At 60.5% G+C, this 19,150-nt stretch carries 18 protein-coding genes; 14 read left to right on the top strand and 4 right to left on the bottom strand.

Annotated elements, in window-relative coordinates:
- Positions 1–25: 25 nt before the first annotated feature.
- From SBL51_RS07955 to SBL51_RS07945, 3 genes are all read left to right on the top strand, one after another.
- The gene (locus tag SBL51_RS07955) at positions 26–466 is read left to right on the top strand and encodes a tetratricopeptide repeat protein (RefSeq protein WP_317930366.1); all 441 of its coding nucleotides are present in this window, start codon (positions 26–28) and stop codon (positions 464–466) included.
- Positions 467–1,040: 574 nt separating this feature from the next.
- Positions 1,041–3,362 (top strand): DUF1631 domain-containing protein, encoded by a 2,322-nt coding sequence (locus SBL51_RS07950; RefSeq protein WP_317930365.1) that lies wholly within the window; start codon positions 1,041–1,043, stop codon positions 3,360–3,362.
- A 2-nt stretch (positions 3,363–3,364) separates the two neighbouring features.
- Positions 3,365–3,736, top strand: a complete 372-nt coding sequence (locus SBL51_RS07945; RefSeq protein ID WP_317930364.1) for a hypothetical protein — start codon at positions 3,365–3,367, stop codon at positions 3,734–3,736.
- An 88-nt stretch (positions 3,737–3,824) separates the two neighbouring features.
- Here the strand turns inward: SBL51_RS07945 and hemL are convergent, their stop codons facing one another.
- From hemL to SBL51_RS07930, 3 genes are all read right to left on the bottom strand, one after another.
- Complete coding sequence (gene hemL, locus SBL51_RS07940) at positions 3,825–5,108, bottom strand: glutamate-1-semialdehyde 2,1-aminomutase (RefSeq protein ID WP_317930363.1); 1,284 nt, start codon at positions 5,106–5,108, stop codon at positions 3,825–3,827.
- Between the two features lie 87 nt (positions 5,109–5,195).
- Complete coding sequence (locus tag SBL51_RS07935) at positions 5,196–6,020, bottom strand: hydroxymethylpyrimidine/phosphomethylpyrimidine kinase (protein ID WP_317930362.1); 825 nt, start codon at positions 6,018–6,020, stop codon at positions 5,196–5,198.
- Positions 6,021–6,089: 69 nt separating this feature from the next.
- On the bottom strand, positions 6,090–6,521 hold the full coding sequence (locus SBL51_RS07930; protein WP_317930361.1) for a CopD family protein: 432 nt from the start codon (positions 6,519–6,521) through the stop codon (positions 6,090–6,092).
- Positions 6,522–6,649: 128 nt separating this feature from the next.
- On the opposite strand from SBL51_RS07930, the gene nrdR reads away from it, so the two are divergent.
- The 11 genes from nrdR to putA all read left to right on the top strand — a co-directional run bounded on the left by nrdR (position 6,650) and on the right by putA (position 17,181).
- Entirely contained in the window at positions 6,650–7,114 is a 465-nt protein-coding gene (gene nrdR / locus SBL51_RS07925; protein ID WP_317930360.1) for a transcriptional regulator NrdR, read from the top strand.
- 3 nt (positions 7,115–7,117) lie between these two features.
- Entirely contained in the window at positions 7,118–8,269 is a 1,152-nt protein-coding gene (gene ribD / locus SBL51_RS07920; protein ID WP_317930359.1) for a bifunctional diaminohydroxyphosphoribosylaminopyrimidine deaminase/5-amino-6-(5-phosphoribosylamino)uracil reductase RibD, read from the top strand.
- A gap of 45 nt (positions 8,270–8,314) precedes the next feature.
- The gene (locus tag SBL51_RS07915) at positions 8,315–8,983 is read left to right on the top strand and encodes a riboflavin synthase (protein WP_317930358.1); all 669 of its coding nucleotides are present in this window, start codon (positions 8,315–8,317) and stop codon (positions 8,981–8,983) included.
- Between the two features lie 48 nt (positions 8,984–9,031).
- A complete protein-coding gene (gene ribBA / locus SBL51_RS07910) occupies positions 9,032–10,174 on the top strand; it encodes a bifunctional 3,4-dihydroxy-2-butanone-4-phosphate synthase/GTP cyclohydrolase II (RefSeq protein ID WP_317930357.1) in 1,143 nt (380 codons plus the stop codon).
- A gap of 23 nt (positions 10,175–10,197) precedes the next feature.
- Complete coding sequence (gene ribE, locus SBL51_RS07905) at positions 10,198–10,668, top strand: 6,7-dimethyl-8-ribityllumazine synthase (protein WP_317930356.1); 471 nt, start codon at positions 10,198–10,200, stop codon at positions 10,666–10,668.
- A gap of 3 nt (positions 10,669–10,671) precedes the next feature.
- Complete coding sequence (gene nusB, locus SBL51_RS07900) at positions 10,672–11,112, top strand: transcription antitermination factor NusB (protein ID WP_317930355.1); 441 nt, start codon at positions 10,672–10,674, stop codon at positions 11,110–11,112.
- Positions 11,113–11,150: 38 nt separating this feature from the next.
- On the top strand, positions 11,151–12,116 hold the full coding sequence (gene thiL, locus SBL51_RS07895; RefSeq protein WP_317930354.1) for a thiamine-phosphate kinase: 966 nt from the start codon (positions 11,151–11,153) through the stop codon (positions 12,114–12,116).
- A 2-nt stretch (positions 12,117–12,118) separates the two neighbouring features.
- Positions 12,119–12,610 (top strand): phosphatidylglycerophosphatase A, encoded by a 492-nt coding sequence (locus SBL51_RS07890; RefSeq protein WP_317930353.1) that lies wholly within the window; start codon positions 12,119–12,121, stop codon positions 12,608–12,610.
- Positions 12,611–12,627: 17 nt separating this feature from the next.
- Positions 12,628–13,272, top strand: a complete 645-nt coding sequence (locus SBL51_RS07885; protein WP_317930352.1) for a TIGR02281 family clan AA aspartic protease — start codon at positions 12,628–12,630, stop codon at positions 13,270–13,272.
- Positions 13,273–13,293: 21 nt separating this feature from the next.
- A complete protein-coding gene (ribA, locus tag SBL51_RS07880; RefSeq protein ID WP_317930351.1) occupies positions 13,294–13,905 on the top strand; it encodes a GTP cyclohydrolase II in 612 nt (203 codons plus the stop codon).
- Positions 13,906–14,031: 126 nt separating this feature from the next.
- Entirely contained in the window at positions 14,032–17,181 is a 3,150-nt protein-coding gene (gene putA / locus SBL51_RS07875; RefSeq protein WP_317930350.1) for a bifunctional proline dehydrogenase/L-glutamate gamma-semialdehyde dehydrogenase PutA, read from the top strand.
- Here putA and dxs read toward each other — a convergent pair.
- Positions 17,178–19,103 (bottom strand): 1-deoxy-D-xylulose-5-phosphate synthase, encoded by a 1,926-nt coding sequence (gene dxs / locus SBL51_RS07870; protein ID WP_317930349.1) that lies wholly within the window; start codon positions 19,101–19,103, stop codon positions 17,178–17,180. The genes putA and dxs overlap by 4 nt on opposite strands.
- Positions 19,104–19,150: the final 47 nt, after the last annotated feature.

Below are 19,150 nucleotides of genomic sequence, written 5' to 3'. Positions count from 1 at the left end.
GGAATAAAAGAGGAATAGAGAACTGGTGCTTGCGCAATTTATACAACGAGCTGGTGGTGTGTTGCTGTTACTGCTGGGCGTGCAGCTACTGGCCGGTTGTGCCAATACGGCGCTGTCCGATCAACCGCCGGAGATTCCGGGGGCGGTGGCCGGCGATACAGGTGCCAAGCAGACAATGCCCGAACCTTCGCCGAGTGTGACTGGCAGTGAGCCGCTGCTGGTGGAGCTCTACAACCAGGCGCTCGCGGCTCAGACGGCCGGGCAGTGGCAGGAGGCGATCGAACGCAGTGAGCGCGCACTGCGCATCAATCGCCGACAGCCGCGTTTCTATCTGCTGCTCGCGGAGTCCTATTGGCAGCTGGGTAAGCGTGATTTGGCGGCCAATTTTGCCAAGCAGGGGCTCCGTTATCTCTCTTCAGAGAGTAAATCCCTACGTCAGCGTTTAGAGGAGCTGGCTCATCCTTAGACGGCAGTCAGGCCGATGGCGCGCTTGTCTATCATAATTTTTTAAAAAGTTTATCTTGCTGCCAGGCGCAAAACCGGGTTGAATCTGCTCTTTACTTGGTTTCTACGCTGGCTCACTTTGTGATTGTTGGAAAAGCGTGCATACTTTGTAATACCCAAGACTTAACCTAGGGTGGCTTCGTCTGTTCAAGATGCAGAGGCCCGGGTAAGCAAAGGCCTGAGTTTGGCTGTAGTGGCTATCTGGCGGCTCATTCACGCAGGCCCAGCGTCTGGTTGTTTAACAGGATGGGTGCTTCGTCTTGGATTTGGAAAGTGGCAGGTAGGTTGTTACCACCAGCGCTGGTGAGGTAACTGTGAGCGCTAGATCGAGGGTTATGACGGTTCTGCAACTGCAGGCCAACAGGGTGGAGAGTGGCTCTACTGCACTGTTGAGGGTACGGGCCGTTCGCTAGCTAGTGGCAGCTGTTGAGGCTGCAGGAAAAAGGAATCTCAACCACTCATGCTGGGTGGCAACAACACACTCTTGGTGATTCACCGTGCCTAATGAAGATCATCTAACCAATCGAACTCGAAACATGCAGACCAGACAACGAACGCCACAAAGTAATGCAGAGCTTCAGCTAATAGCCAGATTGAAGTCCTGCCAAAAGCTCGTGGTTGACTTCTCAGAGGAGCAATTCCGCGGCTTTTACCAGGCGTTGGACCAATATGTTGCCGATAAAATTCGCAAGGCGAGCAGCAACATTGAGCAGAACGAGCTGCACGATATCCAGCGCCATTTTCGCCACAATCTCGACGATCTGCAACGCCACTTGTGCGGCGCCCTGGCGGAGGGTTTTGTTAAGTTCAAACAGGGTGAGCTGAATACCCACCCGGCCACCGGTGATGAATCCAATCTCTCTCTATTAGGCAACGACGAGTTGGAAGAGGCGATCGCGGTCTCCTCCGCGGCGCGTCGGGCTGATACACGCTTGGTAGAACCACTGTGGGCATTGAATAAACGCTTTTCGGCTCTGATCGGCAACAAGCCGGTCACCGATGCCAGCAACCCGGTAGCGCCCATTCAGTTTTGCGAGGCCTTTCGCAAAGCGCTCCAGATATTAAGTATCGATCTCAAGCCCCGCCTGGTAGCGGTAGAGGTGTTCGAGCGGTCGTTTATGGCGCAGCTGGAACAGATTCTGGCGACGGTGAATAACTACCTGATTGGCGAAGGTATTCTACCCAACCTCAGTTTTCACCAACAGCAGGCCGGCCCGGGTGCCGGAGGCGAATTCCAAACCGACTTTACTCCAGGCTTTGGCGAAACCGGTGTCTATGATGAGGGCGACTACGCCGCCATGGACCCGGAAGCGAGCCAGGAGCACCAATCCAGCCTGCTCAAGGCGATTCGCGAAATCCAAAACTACGGCGGTGTGGTCACCTTGGATACCCAGCCGTCGCCGGTCAGCTACGGCCCGGTGCCCATCCAGGCGTTGTCCAGTTTCAATGGCCAGTTCCAAACCAGTCCCGCCCGCTACAGTGGCGCTGCGGTGGGTGGTGCGGTGGGCGGCCGGCCAATGACGGTGTTCAGCAACCAGCAGTTGGTAGGTGCTCTGCAGACCATGCAGGATCAGATCATTAACATCCGCCAGTCAGCCACCGATATTTTGCAGCCGGTCAACGTCGCCCAGGTGACTGAGGCATTGACCGAAGAGCTGAGCAAAGCGTCGAAAGATGGCCACGTTGATGCTGACGACATGCACATCATCGAGCTGGTCGGTATGCTGTTCGACTATATGCTCTCCGACGACTGCCTGCCCGATAACATCAAAGCGCTGCTCAGTTATCTGCACACCCCTTATTTGAAGGTCGCCTTTTTGGACGCCGAGTTTTTTGAACAGAGCGAACATCCCGCCCGTCTGTTGTTGAATAATCTGGCGGAGGCCGGCGTGCGTTGGGTCTCCAACGACGGCTCCAGTCAATTCGATATCTACGACAAAATCAAAGCGACTGTCTCGCGCGTATTGGAAGAGTTCAAAGACGATGTGCGTCTGTTCGCCGAGTTATTGATGGACTTCAGCGCCTACACCAAGAAGGTGCTGCGTCGTCAGGAGCTGATGGAAAAACGGGCCATGGAGAAGGTGCATGGCGAAGAGAAGCTGCGCGAGGTAAAAATCCGCGTCAACAACGAGATCCGCAAGCGCACCGACGGCAAAGAGCTGCCCTCTGCGCTGTTGCTGCTGCTGTTGCAGCCCTGGTCCGATTACCTGGCTTTTATTTTGTTGCGCTATGGCGAGAAGTCCGACAGCTGGCTGCGTGCCATTAAAGTGGTCGATGACGTTATCTGGAGTGTAACGCCCAAGGCGAGCCCCGATGATCGCGCCCGTCAGTTGGAGATTCAGGATGAACTACTGGATCAGCTTGAGTCTGGCCTGGAGACCATCGGCTACGATCAGGCTAAGGGCAAAAAGCTGATTGATGCCATCGCCAAGGTTCAGCGCTCGGCGATTACCAAGCGCAATGTCGAGGCAGCACCACCCCCCATGCGCGAAAAGCTGGAAGCCATGGCGGCGAAAAAGGCAGGGCAGTCTGAGGTGGCGGCTGAGCGCATCTCCGAAGAGGAGGCGCGCCTGGTTGAGAGTTTGAAAATGATTGAATTTGGTACCTGGTTTGAGTTCGAGCAGGGCAAACGGTTGAAGGTCGCTTGGTACAACTCCAAGACTTCACACTACATGCTGGTCGATCAAACCGGTAAAAAGGTTGGTATGAAAACCGGCCTGGAGCTGGCTCGCGATATGTTGGCGCGCAAGGCACGTGTCATCATTGGTAGCACCAAGCCGTTCTTTGAACGGGCGCTGGAAAATATCTTTGAGAGCATGCAGTCGGATTCAGGCAAGGTCTCCGGAGGTGTTCACTAGTTATGGCTGAAAATAATCCCGTTGAAAAAGGCGAGCGTCGCAGTGCCAAACGGCACAAGCTCGACGACCGTATCCAGGCAGTGGACCAGACGACCGGTAAGGAGTTGGGTACCATAGCTGATCTGCATGAAGGGGGCTTTATGCTGGTCTCCCGCGGTGCTGTGGTAATGGAGACTGTCTACACCGTCAAGCTGCTGCTGCCGCGCCATATCAATGGCTGCTCGGAAGCCACGCTCCAGGCGGAGTGTTTGTGGATCTCCGAAGCCATGGTCGACTCCCCCGATGTGGTTTGGGCGGGCTTTCAGATCATCCCCGATAGCTATCGCTCGCTGATCAGCATGGCTGAGGTGATCGCCGAGTTTAGAGTCGATTAGCCCTCCTGGCCGATCTCATCACCCATAAAAAAACGCCGGTTAAACCGGCGTTTTTCGTTTCTGGCTGGCGGCGTCTTACGCCCCTGTTTTAATCCAGGCTCTTGAATACGCGCTCGGCGGCATTGAGTGTGTACTCGATGTCGTCGTCGCTGTGGGCTGCCGACATAAAGCCCGCTTCATAGGAGGCGGGTGCCAGGTAGACGCCCTGCTCCAGCATGCCGTGGAAGAAGCGGTTGAAGCGCGGAATGTTGCAGGCCATCACCTGTTGGTAGTTGGTAATGGTTGGCTCTTCGGTAAAGAAGAAACCAAACATACTGCCGACATGGTTGGTGGTGAATGGAATGCCGGCGGCCTCGGCTCTCTGCTGCAGGCCGGCAATCAGGGACTCGGTTTTCTGGCTGAGGGCAGAGTAGAAGCCCGGCGCCTGAACCAGTTTCAGGTTGGCCAGGCCGGCGGCCATGGCCACCGGGTTGCCCGACAGGGTGCCGGCCTGGTAGATGGGGCCGAGCGGGGCAATTTGCTCCATCACCTCGCGCTTGCCGCCAAAGGCGCCCACTGGCATACCGCCGCCCATCACCTTGCCCAGGGTGGTGATGTCGGCGGTAACGCCATAGTGACCTTGAGCACCGGTCAGGCTCACGCGGAAGCCGGTCATCACCTCGTCAATAATCAGCAGCGCACCATAGTTGTCGCACTGCTCGCGCAGACACTCCAAAAAGCCGGGTACTGGCGGTACACAGTTCATATTGCCGGCCACCGGTTCAACAATAATGGCGGCCACCTGCTCGCCAATTTCCGAGAATGCTTGTTGAACGCCGGCGATGTCGTTATAGGTGAGGGTGATGGTGTGTTGCGCCAGTGACTCCGGTACCCCCGGCGAGCTGGGTACGCCCATGGTGAGCGCGCCGGAGCCGGCTTTGATCAGCAGTGAGTCGGAGTGGCCGTGGTAGCAGCCCTCAAATTTGATGATCTTGTCGCGGCCGGTTACCCCGCGCGCCAGGCGGATGGCGCTCATGGTTGCCTCGGTACCGGAATTGACGAAGCGCACCAGGTCCATACCGGGCAGCAGTTGGCAGAGCTGCTCAGCGAGGGTGGTTTCGATCTCGGTGGGGGCGCCGAAGCTGAGCCCCTGTTGTACCTTGGCAACGACAGCGGCAATCACCTCCGGGTGGGCATGGCCGAGTACCATGGGGCCCCAGGACTGGACGTAGTCGACGTAGCGTTTGTCGTCGACATCGTAGAGATAAGCTCCCTGGGCGCGACTGAAAAAGATGGGAGTGCCGCCAACGGCGCGGAAGGCGCGAACCGGGGAGTTGACGCCACCGGGAATGTATTTTTGAGCTTCGCTGAACAACTGCTCAGATCGGTTCATGGGAGATCCTTACTGCTAATCGAAAAGGGTGCCAGGCCAGTGGCCGGGCACATGTTACCGCAGATGGTCGACGCTGCCGACTCCAGCCTAGTTCTGTTCGGAGGATTTGCCGTTGGTCCAGTGCATACGGTTGGTGATCGCCCGACCCATACCCAGATTGCGCGCCTGGCTGATGGCCGCCAGGGTAAAGTTCTGCGCCTGGGCGATGCCCTCGTGCAGCAGCAGGCCATGGGCCAAGTAGGCGGCAATGCAGGCGGTAAAGACAGTCGCGGCGCCAGGCACGGTGGCGGCGGAGTAGGCGCTGCTGTCAAAGGTGCGGATGAGGCCGCGCTGGCCAAACAGCCGGCCCTGGCAACGATCGGCGTTGCGGTCGCAGCCAAACACCAGCAGGTGCTCGCAACCGGAGTCGAGAATTTCGGCAGCGCAGGCGTCGATGGTGTCGGCGGAGTTGGAGAGGGCGAAGGCCTGATCGTTGCTCATCACCACCAAGTGGGCTTTGGGCAAGAGCAGTGCACGGCTGGCATGGGCGAGCAGCTGTTGGTCGGCGCCGAGCTTGGTGGAGGCGTGCATCAGCTCGGGTTCGAGGACCACGGGAATGTCGGGGTAGTCCACCAGAATTGAGTGCAACACCTCGATGTTTTCGATGCTGCCCAGCTGGCCGCCCTTGATCACTTTGACTGGAATGTCTTCCAGGAGGGCGCGGGTCTGTTCGATCACCAAGCCGGGCTTGGTGGGGGCAATCTCTTTGATCTCTTGGGTGTCTCTGGCCATGATGGCGGCTGCCACACCCAGACAGTGGGTGCCAATACTGGCGCAGGCTTCAATGTCGGCGTGCAGTCCGCCCGTACCGCTCGGATCGACGGCATTTAAGCTCAGCACCACAGGTGTTTCGGCTCGCGCTAGATTGATCATGCCAATAGGCCCCCGTTGTCATTATTGTTGAGGCTTTGAGCTGATGGTCCTGCCGGTGAGCGGCCTACGTCAAAAGGGCTTCACCAACACCAGTATCAGAATCCCCAGTAGGAAAAAGATCGGTACTTCGTTAAACCAGCGGAAATAGACATGGCTGTATCGGTTTTGATCGCGGGCAAACTGCTTAACGTGCCAGCCACACCAGTGGTGGTAACCGATCAATAACACCACTAACAACAGCTTGGCGTGCATCCAGCCAACCGCCAGATAGTAACCATGTTTCAGCGCAAATAGCCACCCGCCAAAAATCAGAGTGCCGATCATGGTGAAAGTGCCCATGCCTCGGTAGAGTTTGCGCTCCATAATTTTGAAGCGTTCGTTGCCGGGGGCATCATCGCAGCCGGCGTGGTAAACAAACAGCCTGGGAAGATAAAAGAGCACTGCAAACCAGGAAATTACAAAAAAGAGGTGGAACACCTTCAGCCAATTCTCCAGTGGCATATTTCTTCTCTTCCTCTGCTTTACCAGCGAATATTTCTGCTTTTGTGCTAAGATGCCGCAACTTTTGGCAACCCGCTCGCCCCGCGCCAATCGCGGAGCGCAGCCATCATAACAAGGTCTGGTCGGCCATGCATTGTCCGTTTTGTGGAGCAGAAGATACTAAAGTCATCGACTCGAGGTTGGTCGCTGAAGGCGATCAGGTGCGCCGTCGACGCGAGTGCCAATCCTGCCGTGAACGCTTCACCACTTATGAAATTGCCGAGCTGTTGATGCCGCGGGTGATTAAAAACGATGGCATCCGCGAACCCTTTAACGAGGCCAAGTTGCGCGCTGGTCTGCAGCGGGCTTTGGAGAAACGGCCGGTGGGTACCGAGCAGATCGAATCGGCCATCGCCCAGATCAAACACTTTCTGCAGGCCACTGGCGAGCGTGAAATTAAATCGCGGGTGATTGGTGAACAGGTGATGGAGGCGTTGCGCAGTTTGGACGAGGTCGCCTATGTGCGTTTTGCTTCGGTCTATCGTCGGTTTAAGGATCTCAATGAGTTTCGTCAGGAGATCGACCGGCTGGAAAGTGGCGAGCGCAGCCGCTGAGCCATGGCTACCACCGCCGACGATATCGGCCATATGGCGCGCGCCATGCAACTGGCGGCCATGGGACTTTACAGTACCTCTCCCAACCCGCGTGTGGGCTGTGTGCTGGTTAGCGATGGCCAGGTGATTGGCGAGGGTTTTCATGTGGCCGCCGGTGGCCCCCACGCCGAGATCAACGCCCTGGCCAGTGTCGCTGAGGGTAACCGCAGCCGCATCGCCGGCGCCACCGCCTACGTGACCCTGGAGCCCTGCAGCCACCACGGCCGCACCGGCCCCTGTTGTGAGGCTCTGGCCGAGGCGGGTATCGGGCGGCTGGTCTATGGCATGAGCGACCCCAATCCCTCGGTCTCCGGCCGTGGCCTGGACTATCTGCAGGCGGCCGGGGTAGCCGTCGATGGCCCCCTGCTGGAGGGCGAGGCCAGGCAGCTCAACCCCGGCTTTATTAAACGTATGGTCAGCGGCCGACCCTGGGTGCGGGTCAAGCTGGCCATGAGCCTGGATGGCCGCACGGCCATGGCCAGCGGCGAGAGCCAGTGGATCACCGGGCCCGAAGCGCGTGCTCAGGTACAGGCGCTGCGCGCGCGCAGCTGCGCCGTGATCAGCGGCCACGCCACCGTCAGTTATGACCGGGCGCGCCTGACGGTGCGCCCGGAGCAACTGCCCCCCACGGCAACGACGCCACCGGCCGGCCACCCGCAGGCGAGCGGGCAGCGGCAGCCCTTGCGGGTGGTACTCGATGGCGAAGCCGGGTTGACCGGTAGCGAACCCTTTTTTCAGGCGGATGGACCCATTTTGTGGGTAACCAGCCAGCAAGCGGCCGTAAATGGCGCAAATATTGAGCGAATGGCTTTGCCTGGCGCTGGCAGGCGAGTAAACTTGCCCACCCTTTTGGATGAGCTCGGTCGGCGGCAGTGCAATGAGGTACTGGTCGAGGCGGGTGCCACCCTGGCGGGCGAATTTCTCAGCCAGGGGTTGGTCGACGAACTGGTGCTGTTTGTCGCCCCGGTGCTGTTAGGCTCCAGTGCACGGCCGCTGTTGCAGCTGCCCCTGGCCTCAATGGCGGAGAAGTGGCCACTGCAAATTACCGATTGCCGAGCCGTGGGCAGCGACTGGCAGATAACCGCGCGGCCCGCTGAGCGTCCCAGTCAACCTTAGGGTTGCCAGTGGGCTCATCGCAACTCTGTTCAGTAGGACAAAATCATGTTTACCGGCATTGTAGAGGCAGTTGGGCAGGTCGTGGCGCTCGAGCCGAAATCGGGTGATCTGCGTCTGCGCATCAAAACCGGCAAGCTCGAGCTGCAAGATGTGAAACTGGGTGACTCTATCGCCACCAACGGCGTCTGCCTGACGGTGATTGAGCTGCCCGGCGATGGTTACTGGGCCGATGTTTCGGTAGAGACCATCGCCAACACCACCATCGGCCACTGGTCCGTGGGCCGTAAGGTCAACCTGGAGAAGGCGATGATGCCCACCTCCCGTCTGGGTGGGCACATAGTCAGTGGCCATGTCGATGGTGTCGGCACCATTGTCGGCCGCCACAGCGATGCCCGCGCCGAGCGCTTCCGTGTGCAGGCGCCGGCAGAGCTGGCCAAATACATCGCCCACAAAGGGTCGATTACCGTCGATGGCACCAGCCTGACGGTCAATGCTGTGGCCGGTGCTGAATTCGAGCTGGCCATCGTACCGCACACATTGGCAGAGACCATCTTTGCCGGCTACCAAGTGGGTAGCGAAGTCAATTTGGAAGTGGATATCATCGCCCGTTATCTGGAACGCCTACTCCTTGGCGAGCAGGCGGCCAAACCCGATGGCGGGTCAATCGACCTGGCATTTCTGGCCGAAAACGGCTTCTACCGGGGCGATCGTTAACAACCGGGCGCCAGGCGCTCACAACGCACGACACGCACAAGGCAAGCTATGCAACTCAATACCGTCGAAGAACTCATCGAAGACATGCGTCAGGGTAAGATGATTATTCTCATGGACGACGAAGGGCGAGAAAACGAAGGCGACCTGATTATGGCCGCCGATATGGTCCGCCCGCAGGATATCAACTTTATGGCCACCCACGCACGTGGGCTGATCTGCCTGACCCTTACCGAGCAGCGCTGTCGCCAGCTCGATCTGCCGTTGATGGTCAGCAACAACCGCACGGTGCACTCCACCAACTTCACCGTCTCTATCGAGGCGGCAGAAGGGGTCACCACCGGCATCTCCGCCGCTGACCGGGCGCGCACCGTTCGCGCCGCCGTGGCGCAGGAGGCAAGCGCCCAGGATATCGTTCAGCCCGGCCACATCTTCCCATTGATGGCTCAACCCGGCGGCGTTTTGAGCCGCGCCGGCCACACCGAGGCCGGTTGTGACCTGGCCCGCCTGGCGGGGCGGGAGCCAGCCGCGGCGATTGTTGAGATCATGAACGAAGACGGCACCATGGCGCGCCGGCCCGACCTCGAGAAGTTTGCCGAGCAGCACAAGCTGAAGATCGGCACCATCGCCGACCTGATCCACTACCGCTCGGTAAAAGAGCAGACGGTAGAGCGCGTCAATGAGCGCCGGGTGGACACCGCCTTCGGCGAATTCGGTCTCTACACCTTCCGCGACCTGGCCAGCTCCGAGCTGCACTTCGCCATGGTCAAAGGTGACGTGAGCCCCAACGAGGCGGTCCCGGTGCGCGTGCATGTGCTCAATACCGCCCGCGATCTGCTCACTATCCTGCGTGAGAGCGACAAGAAATATAACTCCTGGACCCTGCAGCAGGCGCTCAAGTATGTGCAGGAGCAGGGTACCGGCGTGGTGATCTTGATCTGCCACAGCCTCTCCACCCAGGAGATCGAAGAGAGCATCGACTGGTTGCTGGCTGGCAAGGAGCCGCGCTCCTCCCAGGACGTGGTCTATCGTCAGATAGGTACCGGCGCCCAGATGTTGCGCGACCTGGGTGTGCGCAAAATGAATATCCTGGCGGCACCGCTGAAGTTCAGCGCCCTCTCCGGTTTTGACCTGGAGGTGGTTGATCGCACCGAAGCCCCTGGAGCGGCCGAAGGCCACGAAGACAGCGAATAACTGATTAAGCAGGTGAACAGAAAATGAGTGGAATTACAGTGGTTGAAGGCGATTTTCGCGCCGTAAGCGGCAAATACGCCCTGATCGTAAGCCGGTGGAATAGTTTTGTGGTGGAGAGCCTGAAGGGCGGTGCCCTGGATGCCCTGCGCCGTCACGGTGTGGACGATAGCGATATCACCATCTACTACGTGCCGGGTGCCTTTGAGTTTCCGATCATGGCCCAGAAAATTGCCGCCACTGCCAAATTCGACGCCATCATCGCCCTGGGTGCAGTGATCCGCGGTGGTACTCCCCACTTCGACTATGTTGCCGGTGAGTGCACCAAGGGCCTGGCCCAGGTCTCCCTGGCGGCCTCTATTCCGGTCACCTTTGGTGTTCTGACAGTCGACTCCATCGAGCAGGCCATTGAGCGCTCTGGCACCAAGGCCGGCAACAAGGGCGAAGAGGCCGCGCTGACAGCGCTGGAGATGGTCTCTGTGTTGGCGAAGGTATAACGGGTGAGCAGTTCTCCTGCGGCGCGTCGCAAAGCGCGCCACTACGCCATGCAGGCGCTCTATCAATGGCAGATGGCGGGCAGCTCGCTCAATACCATCGAGGCTGAGTTTCGCACCGACTACGATATGAAGCCGGTGGATGTGGAGTACTTTCACGAGCTGCTGCACGGCGTGCCCGCCGAGCTGGATGCCATCGATAGCGAATTTGGCCAGTACCTGCAGGGGCGCAGCCTGAATGAACTCGACCCGATCACCCTGGCGCTGTTGCGCATGGCCTGCTACGAGCTGAAACACCGTATCGATGTGCCCTACAAGGTGGTGATCAACGAGTCGGTCTCCCTGGCCAAAAAGTTTGGTGCCACCGATGCCCATAAATTTATCAACGGCGTGTTGGACAAAACCTCGGCCAGTTTGCGGCCGGTAGAAGTGAACCATCGCGACTAAACCCGCCCGGCGGGTAGTGTGGCAGAGAGAGCAAGCAGATGGCCTCCATCAGCGAATTTGATCTTATCGAGGAGTATTTTGCCGGCCAGATTGTAGCCTCCTATGGCGTTAATCTGGGTATCGGTGACGACTGCGCGCTGTTGACGGTGCCCCAGAGTAAACAACTGGCGGTCTCCATCGACACCATGATCGGTGGTGTGCACTTCCCCAAAAATGCCGATCCGGAGCTGATCGCCGAACGCGCGGTGCGGGTCGCTGTTAGCGATCTGGCTGCCATGGGGGCTGACCCCTTGTGGATGACTCTGAGCCTCACCCTGCCCGCCGCCGAAAGCCACTGGCTGGCCGGGTTCAGTCGCGGCCTGTTTAAAGCAGCCGAGGAGTTCAACCTCTCCCTGGTGGGGGGCGACACCACCCGTGGGCCGCTGGCGGTGGCCATTCAGGTGCACGGCAGCGTCGACCCGGGTCAGGCTATGCTGCGCTCCCAGGCGCGGGTGGGCGACATCATCTTTGTCACTGGTAGCCTGGGCGATGGCGCCGCCGCACTGGCGGTCATCAAGAAAGAGCTGGATGTCGGCAAGTCGGCCTTCAGCTACTTTATGTCCCAGTACTACACGCCAAGAATCTGGATCCGCGAGGCGCACGCCCTGTCTGAAGTCAGCCGCTGCGCTATTGATATCTCCGATGGCCTACTGGCCGACCTGGGCCACATCTGTAAGGCCAGTGGTGTCGGTGCCGTGGTCGAGGCCGAGCGGCTGCCTATCTCGGAGCCGCTGCGTAAACTCGCCGAACCGGACGCCGCTCTGGCCTGGGCGCTGACCGGTGGTGACGACTACCAGATCTGCTTCACAGTAGCTCCGCAGCAGCTGCAAGCCCTGGAAGAACTGCGCGAGCGGCACCGGCTGGATATCACCGCTATTGGCGAAATTGTGCGCGGCAACGAGTGTGTCTGTCTGAGCAACGGTCGCATAGTCGAGTGCGATAACCTCGGCTACAAACACTTCTAGCTATGGCCTCGTTTCCGCCCGTCCCCTCGTTCGCGCAACTGGTGAGATCACCGGTGCTGCTGTTGGCATTTGGTTTTGGTTCCGGCTGCGCACGCAAGGCGCCGGGCACTTTTGGCACCCTGGCGGCGCTGCCTTTGACCTACCTGTTGCTGTTGCTGCCCCTGCCGGGTTACCTGGCGGTGGTACTGCTGGCGGGAGTGCTCGGTATCTGGATCTGCCACGCCGCTAGCCGCAAGCTGGAGGTGCACGACCACCCAGGTATCGTGTGGGATGAATTTGTCGGCCTCTGGGTCACCTGCATCGCCCTGCCGGCGGGGTGGTGGTGGCCACTGCTCGGTTTTGGCCTGTTTCGCCTGTTCGATATTGCCAAACCCTGGCCCATCAGTTGGCTCGACCGGCACGTCCATGGCGGGCTTGGCATTATGATTGATGATATACTCGCCGGCCTTTTCGCTGCGGTCGTGATTCAACTGCTGGCGTTGATCCTGAGTTAGCCTTGAGGGGAAATGGCATGCACCGTTGCTTGCGCGCTATCTGCCTGGTTTACCTGGCGCTCTCAGCGGCTGCCTGGTCGGCGGCGGATGTGCAGGTGCAGGGGCTCTTTGCCAACAGCGCGCTGCTAACCATCAACGGCCAGCAGCGTCTGCTCAAGACTGGCCAAAGTAGCCCGGAAGGGGTCAAGCTGATCAGCGCCAACAGCCGTGAATGTCTGGTTGAAATTGACGGTGAACGCCATCAACTTGGTATTAGTCAGCGTATCGCCTCGGGCTTCCAGGCGGCCGAGACCGTTGAGGTGCGCATTCCCGCTGGCAACGGCGGCCACTACTACACCGCTGGCCAGATCAACGGCCACCCTGTGCAATTTTTAGTGGATACCGGCGCTACCTCCATTGCCATGAATCGCTCCACCGCCGAGGCGTTGGGCATTAACTACCGCAGTGGCAAGCAGGCGATGGCGCGCACCGCCGGTGGTGTCAAGCCGATCTTCCTGATCACCCTGGCGCGGGTCAGTGTTGGCGCCCTAGTGGTGGATAACGTTGAGGCGTCGGTGCATCTGGACGACTCGTTAGGTGTGTTGTTGCTAGGGAACAGCTTTCTAAGCCAACTGGAAATGAAAAAAGAGAATGGTGTGTTGGTGCTGAGCGCCCAGCACTGACCCAAGGTTTGAGGTTTCTGAGTGACAGTCAAATACGTTGAGTCCTGCAAATTACCCACTCCCTGGGGTATTTTTGATATGCACGGCTTTGAAGACAGTGAATCGGACAAAGAGCACGTGGTTCTGACCATGGGCGATGTCCATGGTCCGGAGCCGCTCTTGGCGCGTGTGCACTCGGAGTGTTTGACGGGCGATGGCCTGTTCAGCCTGCGCTGCGACTGCGGCGCGCAACTGCAGGCGGCGCTGCACAAGATCGCCCAGGAGGGGCGTGGCGCCATCTTCTATCTGCGCCAGGAGGGGCGCGGTATTGGTCTGCTCAATAAGATCCGCGCCTACCATCTGCAGGATGCCGGCGCCGATACGGTGGAGGCCAACGAGGCCCTGGGCTTTGGCGCCGACCTGCGCCGCTACGATATGTTAAAGCCCATGATGGCCCATTTCGGCATCAAAAGTTTGCGCCTGATGACCAACAACCCCCGCAAAATCGAGGCGCTGCGCGAGATCGGCCTCGATGTGGTCGAGCGCCTGCCGCATGAAACCGGCCGTAATCCGCACAACGCCAAATACCTGCAAACGAAGAAGGGCAAGCTCGGCCACATGCTGGGTGACCACGACCCGCACGATCACCACTAACGCCATACACTGCTCTTCAGCAACGCATGAAGGGCTTGCCAGTTCAGCCGTTTGGGTTCATATAGTTTGAATCCCTGGGCCTGAGCCTGCCGTTTGGGCCCACTGCATCTGTCTGGAGGCCGGCTCATGGTGACTCTTCCCGAATTGTGGCAATCCCTTATCGATAACAAGCTGCGCCCGGAGCGGGAGCTGGTACCGGAGCTACTGAAAGGACTCACCCTCACCGAGAGCCAGCGGCACGACATTCACACCAGTGCCGTGGCCCTGATCGACGCCGCCCGCAGCGCCGGCAACCCCCTGCTGGAGAGCTTCCTCAAAGAGTACCGCCTGAGTGAACGGGAGGGGGTGGCGCTTATGTGCCTGGCCGAGGCGCTGTTGCGCGTGCCCGATGGCCGCACCCGCGATCAACTGATTGAAGACAAACTCAGCTTCGCCCGCTGGACCGACCACCTGGGCCACTCGGACAACTTCTGGGTTAACGCCTCCAGCTGGGGGCTGGCACTGACCGGAAAAATGTTGACCCTGCCCAACGGCAGCAGCCTGATGCAGGCGTTGAAACGGTTGGGGCAGCCGCTGGTGCGGCAGGCGGTGGGCCGGGCTATTGGCCTTTTGGGTGAGCAGTTTGTATTGGCCGAGACCCTGCCCAAAGCGCTTGCCAAGGGCTATAAACTCGCCGCCGGCAAACCACTCTACTCCTTCGATATGCTGGGCGAGGGGGCGCGCACCGCCGCCGATGCCGAGCGCTATTTTCACGCTTACGAGAGCGCCATTAGGGCATTGGCCGAGAGCCAATCGGGCTCGGCGCTACCACTGCCGGAGCGCTCCGGTATCTCGGTAAAGTTGTCGGCGCTCTACCCCCGCTTTGAATTCTCCCGGCGCGAGCAGGCCGAGGCTGCGCTCCTGGCCCGCCTGCAGCCACTGTGCCTGCAGGCGGCCGAGGCCGGTATTGGCCTGACCATCGATGCCGAGGAGTCCCACCGCCAGCTGCTGACCCTATGTCTGTTCAGCAAGCTGATCCACAACCGCAAGCTGCATGGCTGGCATGGGCTGGGGATGGTGGTGCAGGCCTACAGCAAGTCGGCGCTGACGGTGTTAGCCTGGTTGCAGGCCCTGGCCAAAGATTCCGGCCAGACTATCAATGTGCGGTTGGTGAAGGGTGCCTATTGGGACAGCGAGGTAAAGCTGGCCCAGGAGCAGGGGCTGGCCGACTACCCGGTGTTCAGCCGCAAGTGCAACACCGATCTCTCCTACCTGCGCTGTGTCGAGTTTCTGCTGGCCGCCCGGCCGCAGCTCTACCCCGCCTTCGCCAGCCACAACGCCCACACCCTGGCGGCGGTCTGGCGCATGGCCGGGCAGGTGGGCGAGGGGTTTGAGTTTCAGCGCCTGCACGGTATGGGGGAGTCGATCTATCAGCAGGCCCGCTGCCAGTGGCCGGGCCTGGCGCCGGTGCGCATCTACGCGCCGGTGGGCAGCCACCGGGATCTGCTGGCTTACCTGGTACGTCGTCTAATTGAAAATGGCGCCAACAGCTCCTTTGTTAATCAACTGGCCGATGCCAGTTGTTCCAGCCAACAGCTGGCGGCCGACCCCATCACCCGGGCGGCGGCCAGTACCAGTTATCGCCATGGGCAGCTGCCGCTGCCGTGCGCCATCTTTGGTGAACGGCCCGGCGCGGCCGGCCGCGATCTCAGCTCACCCAAGGCGGTGGCCGCCATTGCCAGCCGGCTGCAGGAGGTGGCTGGCCTTGAGTGTCGCGTGGAGCCGCTGGTAGCCGGCTGGCGGCCAAGGCCTGCCCCGGCGCGGCGGCTCTACAACCCGGCCAACTGGGAGGAGAGCCTGGGCGAGGTGTGCGAGGCGGACACTGCCGCTGTCGATGCAGCCATCGCCCAGGCCGAAGCCCGCTGGCCGGCCTGGCGGGACCGCAGTGTCGGCGAGCGGGCTGCCTGCCTGGAGCGTGCCGCCAATGCCCTGGAGGCGGATATCGACAGCTGGCTGGCGCTGTTGGTGCGCGAGGGCGGTAAAACCTGGGGTGATGCCGTGGCCGAGGTGCGCGAGGCCGTCGACTTCTGCCGCTATTACAGTCGCGCAGCTCAATCTGCTTTCGGCACGCCGCAAGCGCTGCCGGTGGCGGGTTTTGGCATCAGTGGCGAGGCCAACTATCTGAGCTGGCAGGGGCGGGGGGTGTTTGTCTGTATCAGCCCCTGGAATTTTCCGTTGGCCATTTTCATTGGCCAGGTGGCGGCGGCGCTGGTGAGTGGCAATGCGGTGCTGGCCAAGCCGGCTGAGCAGACGCCACTGGTGGCCTATCGGGCGGTGGAGCTGTTGCACGAGTGCGGCGTGCCGGCCGAGGTGTTGTCGCTGTTGCCCGGCGGCCGGGAGTTGGGGGCGACGCTGGTGGCCCTGCCCCAGGTGGCGGGCGTTGCCTTTACCGGCAGTGTCGCCGCTGCCCAAGCGATCAACCGCGCGCTGGCCGCCAAGGCGGGGCCAATCGTGCCGCTGATTGCCGAAACCGGAGGCCAGAACGTGATGATCGCCGACAGCAGTGCGCTGCTGGAGCAGCTCTGCGACGATGTTATCCGCTCTGCCTTTGCCAGTGCCGGCCAGCGCTGTTCGGCGTTGCGGGCGCTGCTGCTGCAGGAGGAGATTTACGATCAGGCGCTGGCGATGATCAAAGGGGCCATGGCGGAGCTGGCGGTGGGTGACCCGCAACAACTCGCCTGCGACCTGGGGCCGATTATCGATGGCCCCGCCCTGGAGCGGCTGCAGGGCTATATCGAGAGTCAGCGTGCTCAGGTGCGTGGCCACTTTTCGGCGCCGTTAGCGGAGTCGCTGCCCGGCCACTTTTTAGCGCCGCAGCTGTTCGAGCTGGACTCCCTGGCACAGATTCCCGGTGAGCAGTTTGGCCCGATACTGCATGTGGTGCGCTTCACTGCCAATCAGCTGCCGCTGCTGTTAGCCGATATCGCCGCCACCGGTTTTGGTCTCACCCTGGGGGTGCACACCCGCCTGGAGAGCCGCTGGCAGGCGTTGGCGCAGCAGGCACCGGTGGGCAATATCTACATCAACCGCAATATGATTGGCGCCGTGGTGGGGCTGCAGCCGTTTGGTGGTATGGGGTTGTCGGGCACCGGCTTTAAGGCGGGGGGCAGCCACTACCTGAGCCGCTTTGCCGTGGAGAAGAGCCTGTCGGTCAATACCATGGCGGTGGGCGGCAATACCCAGCTGTTGAGCCTCTCCGACGACGAGCGAGGGTGCTACGTAATGAGGATGGGCTAGGGCAGCAGGCGGCTTTGCGGGAGTTGGAGGATCTTTTCCAGGCGTGCCTGGATAGCGTCGTGCATGGCATTTACCGAGAGGCCGGCCTGCTCCAGCAGCTGCTCGCGCTTACCGTGGTCCTGGAAGCGGTCGGGCAGGCCCAGCTGTAACACATGCACCAGAATGCCGTGTTGCTGGCAAAGCTCCAACACCGCCGAGCCGGCACCACCGGCCAGGGCGTTATCCTCCAGGGTAACCAGCAGGTCGTGCTGGCTGGCCATGGCCAGAATCAGCGCTTCATCCAGCGGTTTTACCCAGCGCATATCGCAGACCGTGGCGTTGAGGCTCTCGGCCACGGTGAGGGCGCGCTCGAGCAGTGTGCCGAAGTTGAGAATCGCCACCCCGGTGCCCGCTCGGCACTGGCGGCCGCGGCCGATCGCCGGCAGTGGTGCCTGTTGGCTGAGGTCGGCACCGGTGCCGGTGCCGCGCGGATAGCGCACAGCGGCAGGCCCCGGGTGTTCAAAGCTGGCCTGCAGCAACTGCTGGCACTCGAACTCATCGCTGGGGGCGGCAATCACCATGTTGGGGATGCAGCGCAGGTAGCTCAAATCAAAGCTGCCGGCGTGAGTGGGGCCGTCTTCGCCCACCAAGCCAGCGCGGTCGATGGCAAAGGTGACGTCGAGCGACTGCAGGGCGACGTCGTGCACCAGCTGGTCGTAGGCCCGTTGCAGAAAGGTGGAGTAGATCGCCACCACCGGTTTCAACCCTTCACAGGCGAGGCCGGCGGCAAAGGTGACGGCGTGCTGCTCGGCAATGGCGACATCGTGAAACTGATCGGGAAAGCGCTCGGCGAACTCGACCATGCCCGAGCCCTCGCACATGGCGGGGGTGATCGCCATCAGCTTGGCGTTGTGTTCCGCCTCACGGCATAACCACTGGCCGAACACATCCTGATACTTCAGCTTTTTCGGTTTGTCTGGTACATGGCTGGCTACCGCGGCGGCGGGCGCCTTGGGCTCAATCTTGTTAAGCGCGTGGTAGCCGACCGGGTCATCTTCGGCCGGTGCGAAGCCCTTGCCCTTTTTGGTGATGACGTGCAGCAGCTTGGGCCCTTTCAGCTCACGCAGGTTGCTGATGTCGTGCACCAGGCGCGGCAGGTCGTGGCCGTCGATGGGGCCGATGTAGTAGAAGCCGAGCTCCTCAAAGAGAGTGCCCGGCGACACCATCCCTTTCACGTGCTCTTCGGTTTTGCGGGCCAGCTCCCAGGCCTGGGGAATCTTGGAGAGCACCTTCTTACTGCCCTCGCGGAATTCGGTGTAGAGCTTACTGGCCCAGATTTTAGAGAAGTAGTTGGCCAGGCCGCCGACATTGCGCGAGATCGACATGTTGTTGTCGTTCAGTACCACCAGCAGGTCGGAGCCTAGGTGGGCGATATGGTTGAGCGCTTCAAAAGCCATGCCGGCGGTCATGGCGCCGTCGCCAATCACCGCCACCATGCGGCGGTCGTCACCCTGTTGCTGGCTGCCCACGGCCATACCCAGGGCGGCGCTCAATGAGGTACTGGAATGGCCCACACCAAAGGTGTCGTAGGGGCTCTCGCTGCGTTTGGGGAAGCCGGCCAGGCCATCGAGCTGGCGGATACTGTGCATCCGCTCGCGGCGTTCGGTGAGGATCTTGTGCGGGTAGGTTTGGTGGCCCACGTCCCACACCAGACGGTCTTCGGGGGTTTGGTAGACGTAGTGCAGGGCGATGGTGAGCTCCACCACACCCAGGCCGGCACCAAAGTGGCCGCCGGTTTTACCGACGGAATAAAGCAGAAACTCACGCAATTCAGCGGCCAGCGTGGGTAGTTGGCTCTCCTCCAGTGCGCGCAGGTCGTCGGGACTATTGATGCTGTCCAATAGCGGGGTGACCGGGCGGTGAAGGGGAATTTCAGTGAGCATTCTGACCTTGGCAGTGCGAGTGTTAAGGGGGCTATTCTAGCGACCCT

It is taken from the genome of Halioxenophilus sp. WMMB6 (assembly GCF_033283405.1).
In the GTDB taxonomy this organism is placed as follows: domain Bacteria; phylum Pseudomonadota; class Gammaproteobacteria; order Pseudomonadales; family Cellvibrionaceae; genus Halioxenophilus.
This window is presented reverse-complemented; position numbering and strand designations above follow the sequence as displayed.

Coding starts and splice junctions, on each gene's coding strand:
- SBL51_RS07950 (WP_317930365.1), top strand. CDS start 1,041: ATGCAGACCAGACAACGAACGCCACAAAGTAATGCAGAGCTTCAGCTA.
- SBL51_RS07945 (WP_317930364.1), top strand. CDS start 3,365: ATGGCTGAAAATAATCCCGTTGAAAAAGGCGAGCGTCGCAGTGCCAAA.
- hemL (WP_317930363.1), bottom strand. CDS start 5,108: ATGAACCGATCTGAGCAGTTGTTCAGCGAAGCTCAAAAATACATTCCC.
- SBL51_RS07935 (WP_317930362.1), bottom strand. CDS start 6,020: ATGATCAATCTAGCGCGAGCCGAAACACCTGTGGTGCTGAGCTTAAAT.
- SBL51_RS07930 (WP_317930361.1), bottom strand. CDS start 6,521: ATGCCACTGGAGAATTGGCTGAAGGTGTTCCACCTCTTTTTTGTAATT.
- nrdR (WP_317930360.1), top strand. CDS start 6,650: ATGCATTGTCCGTTTTGTGGAGCAGAAGATACTAAAGTCATCGACTCG.
- ribD (WP_317930359.1), top strand. CDS start 7,118: ATGGCTACCACCGCCGACGATATCGGCCATATGGCGCGCGCCATGCAA.
- SBL51_RS07915 (WP_317930358.1), top strand. CDS start 8,315: ATGTTTACCGGCATTGTAGAGGCAGTTGGGCAGGTCGTGGCGCTCGAG.
- ribBA (WP_317930357.1), top strand. CDS start 9,032: ATGCAACTCAATACCGTCGAAGAACTCATCGAAGACATGCGTCAGGGT.
- ribE (WP_317930356.1), top strand. CDS start 10,198: ATGAGTGGAATTACAGTGGTTGAAGGCGATTTTCGCGCCGTAAGCGGC.
- thiL (WP_317930354.1), top strand. CDS start 11,151: ATGGCCTCCATCAGCGAATTTGATCTTATCGAGGAGTATTTTGCCGGC.
- SBL51_RS07890 (WP_317930353.1), top strand. CDS start 12,119: ATGGCCTCGTTTCCGCCCGTCCCCTCGTTCGCGCAACTGGTGAGATCA.
- SBL51_RS07885 (WP_317930352.1), top strand. CDS start 12,628: ATGCACCGTTGCTTGCGCGCTATCTGCCTGGTTTACCTGGCGCTCTCA.
- putA (WP_317930350.1), top strand. CDS start 14,032: ATGGTGACTCTTCCCGAATTGTGGCAATCCCTTATCGATAACAAGCTG.
- dxs (WP_317930349.1), bottom strand. CDS start 19,103: ATGCTCACTGAAATTCCCCTTCACCGCCCGGTCACCCCGCTATTGGAC.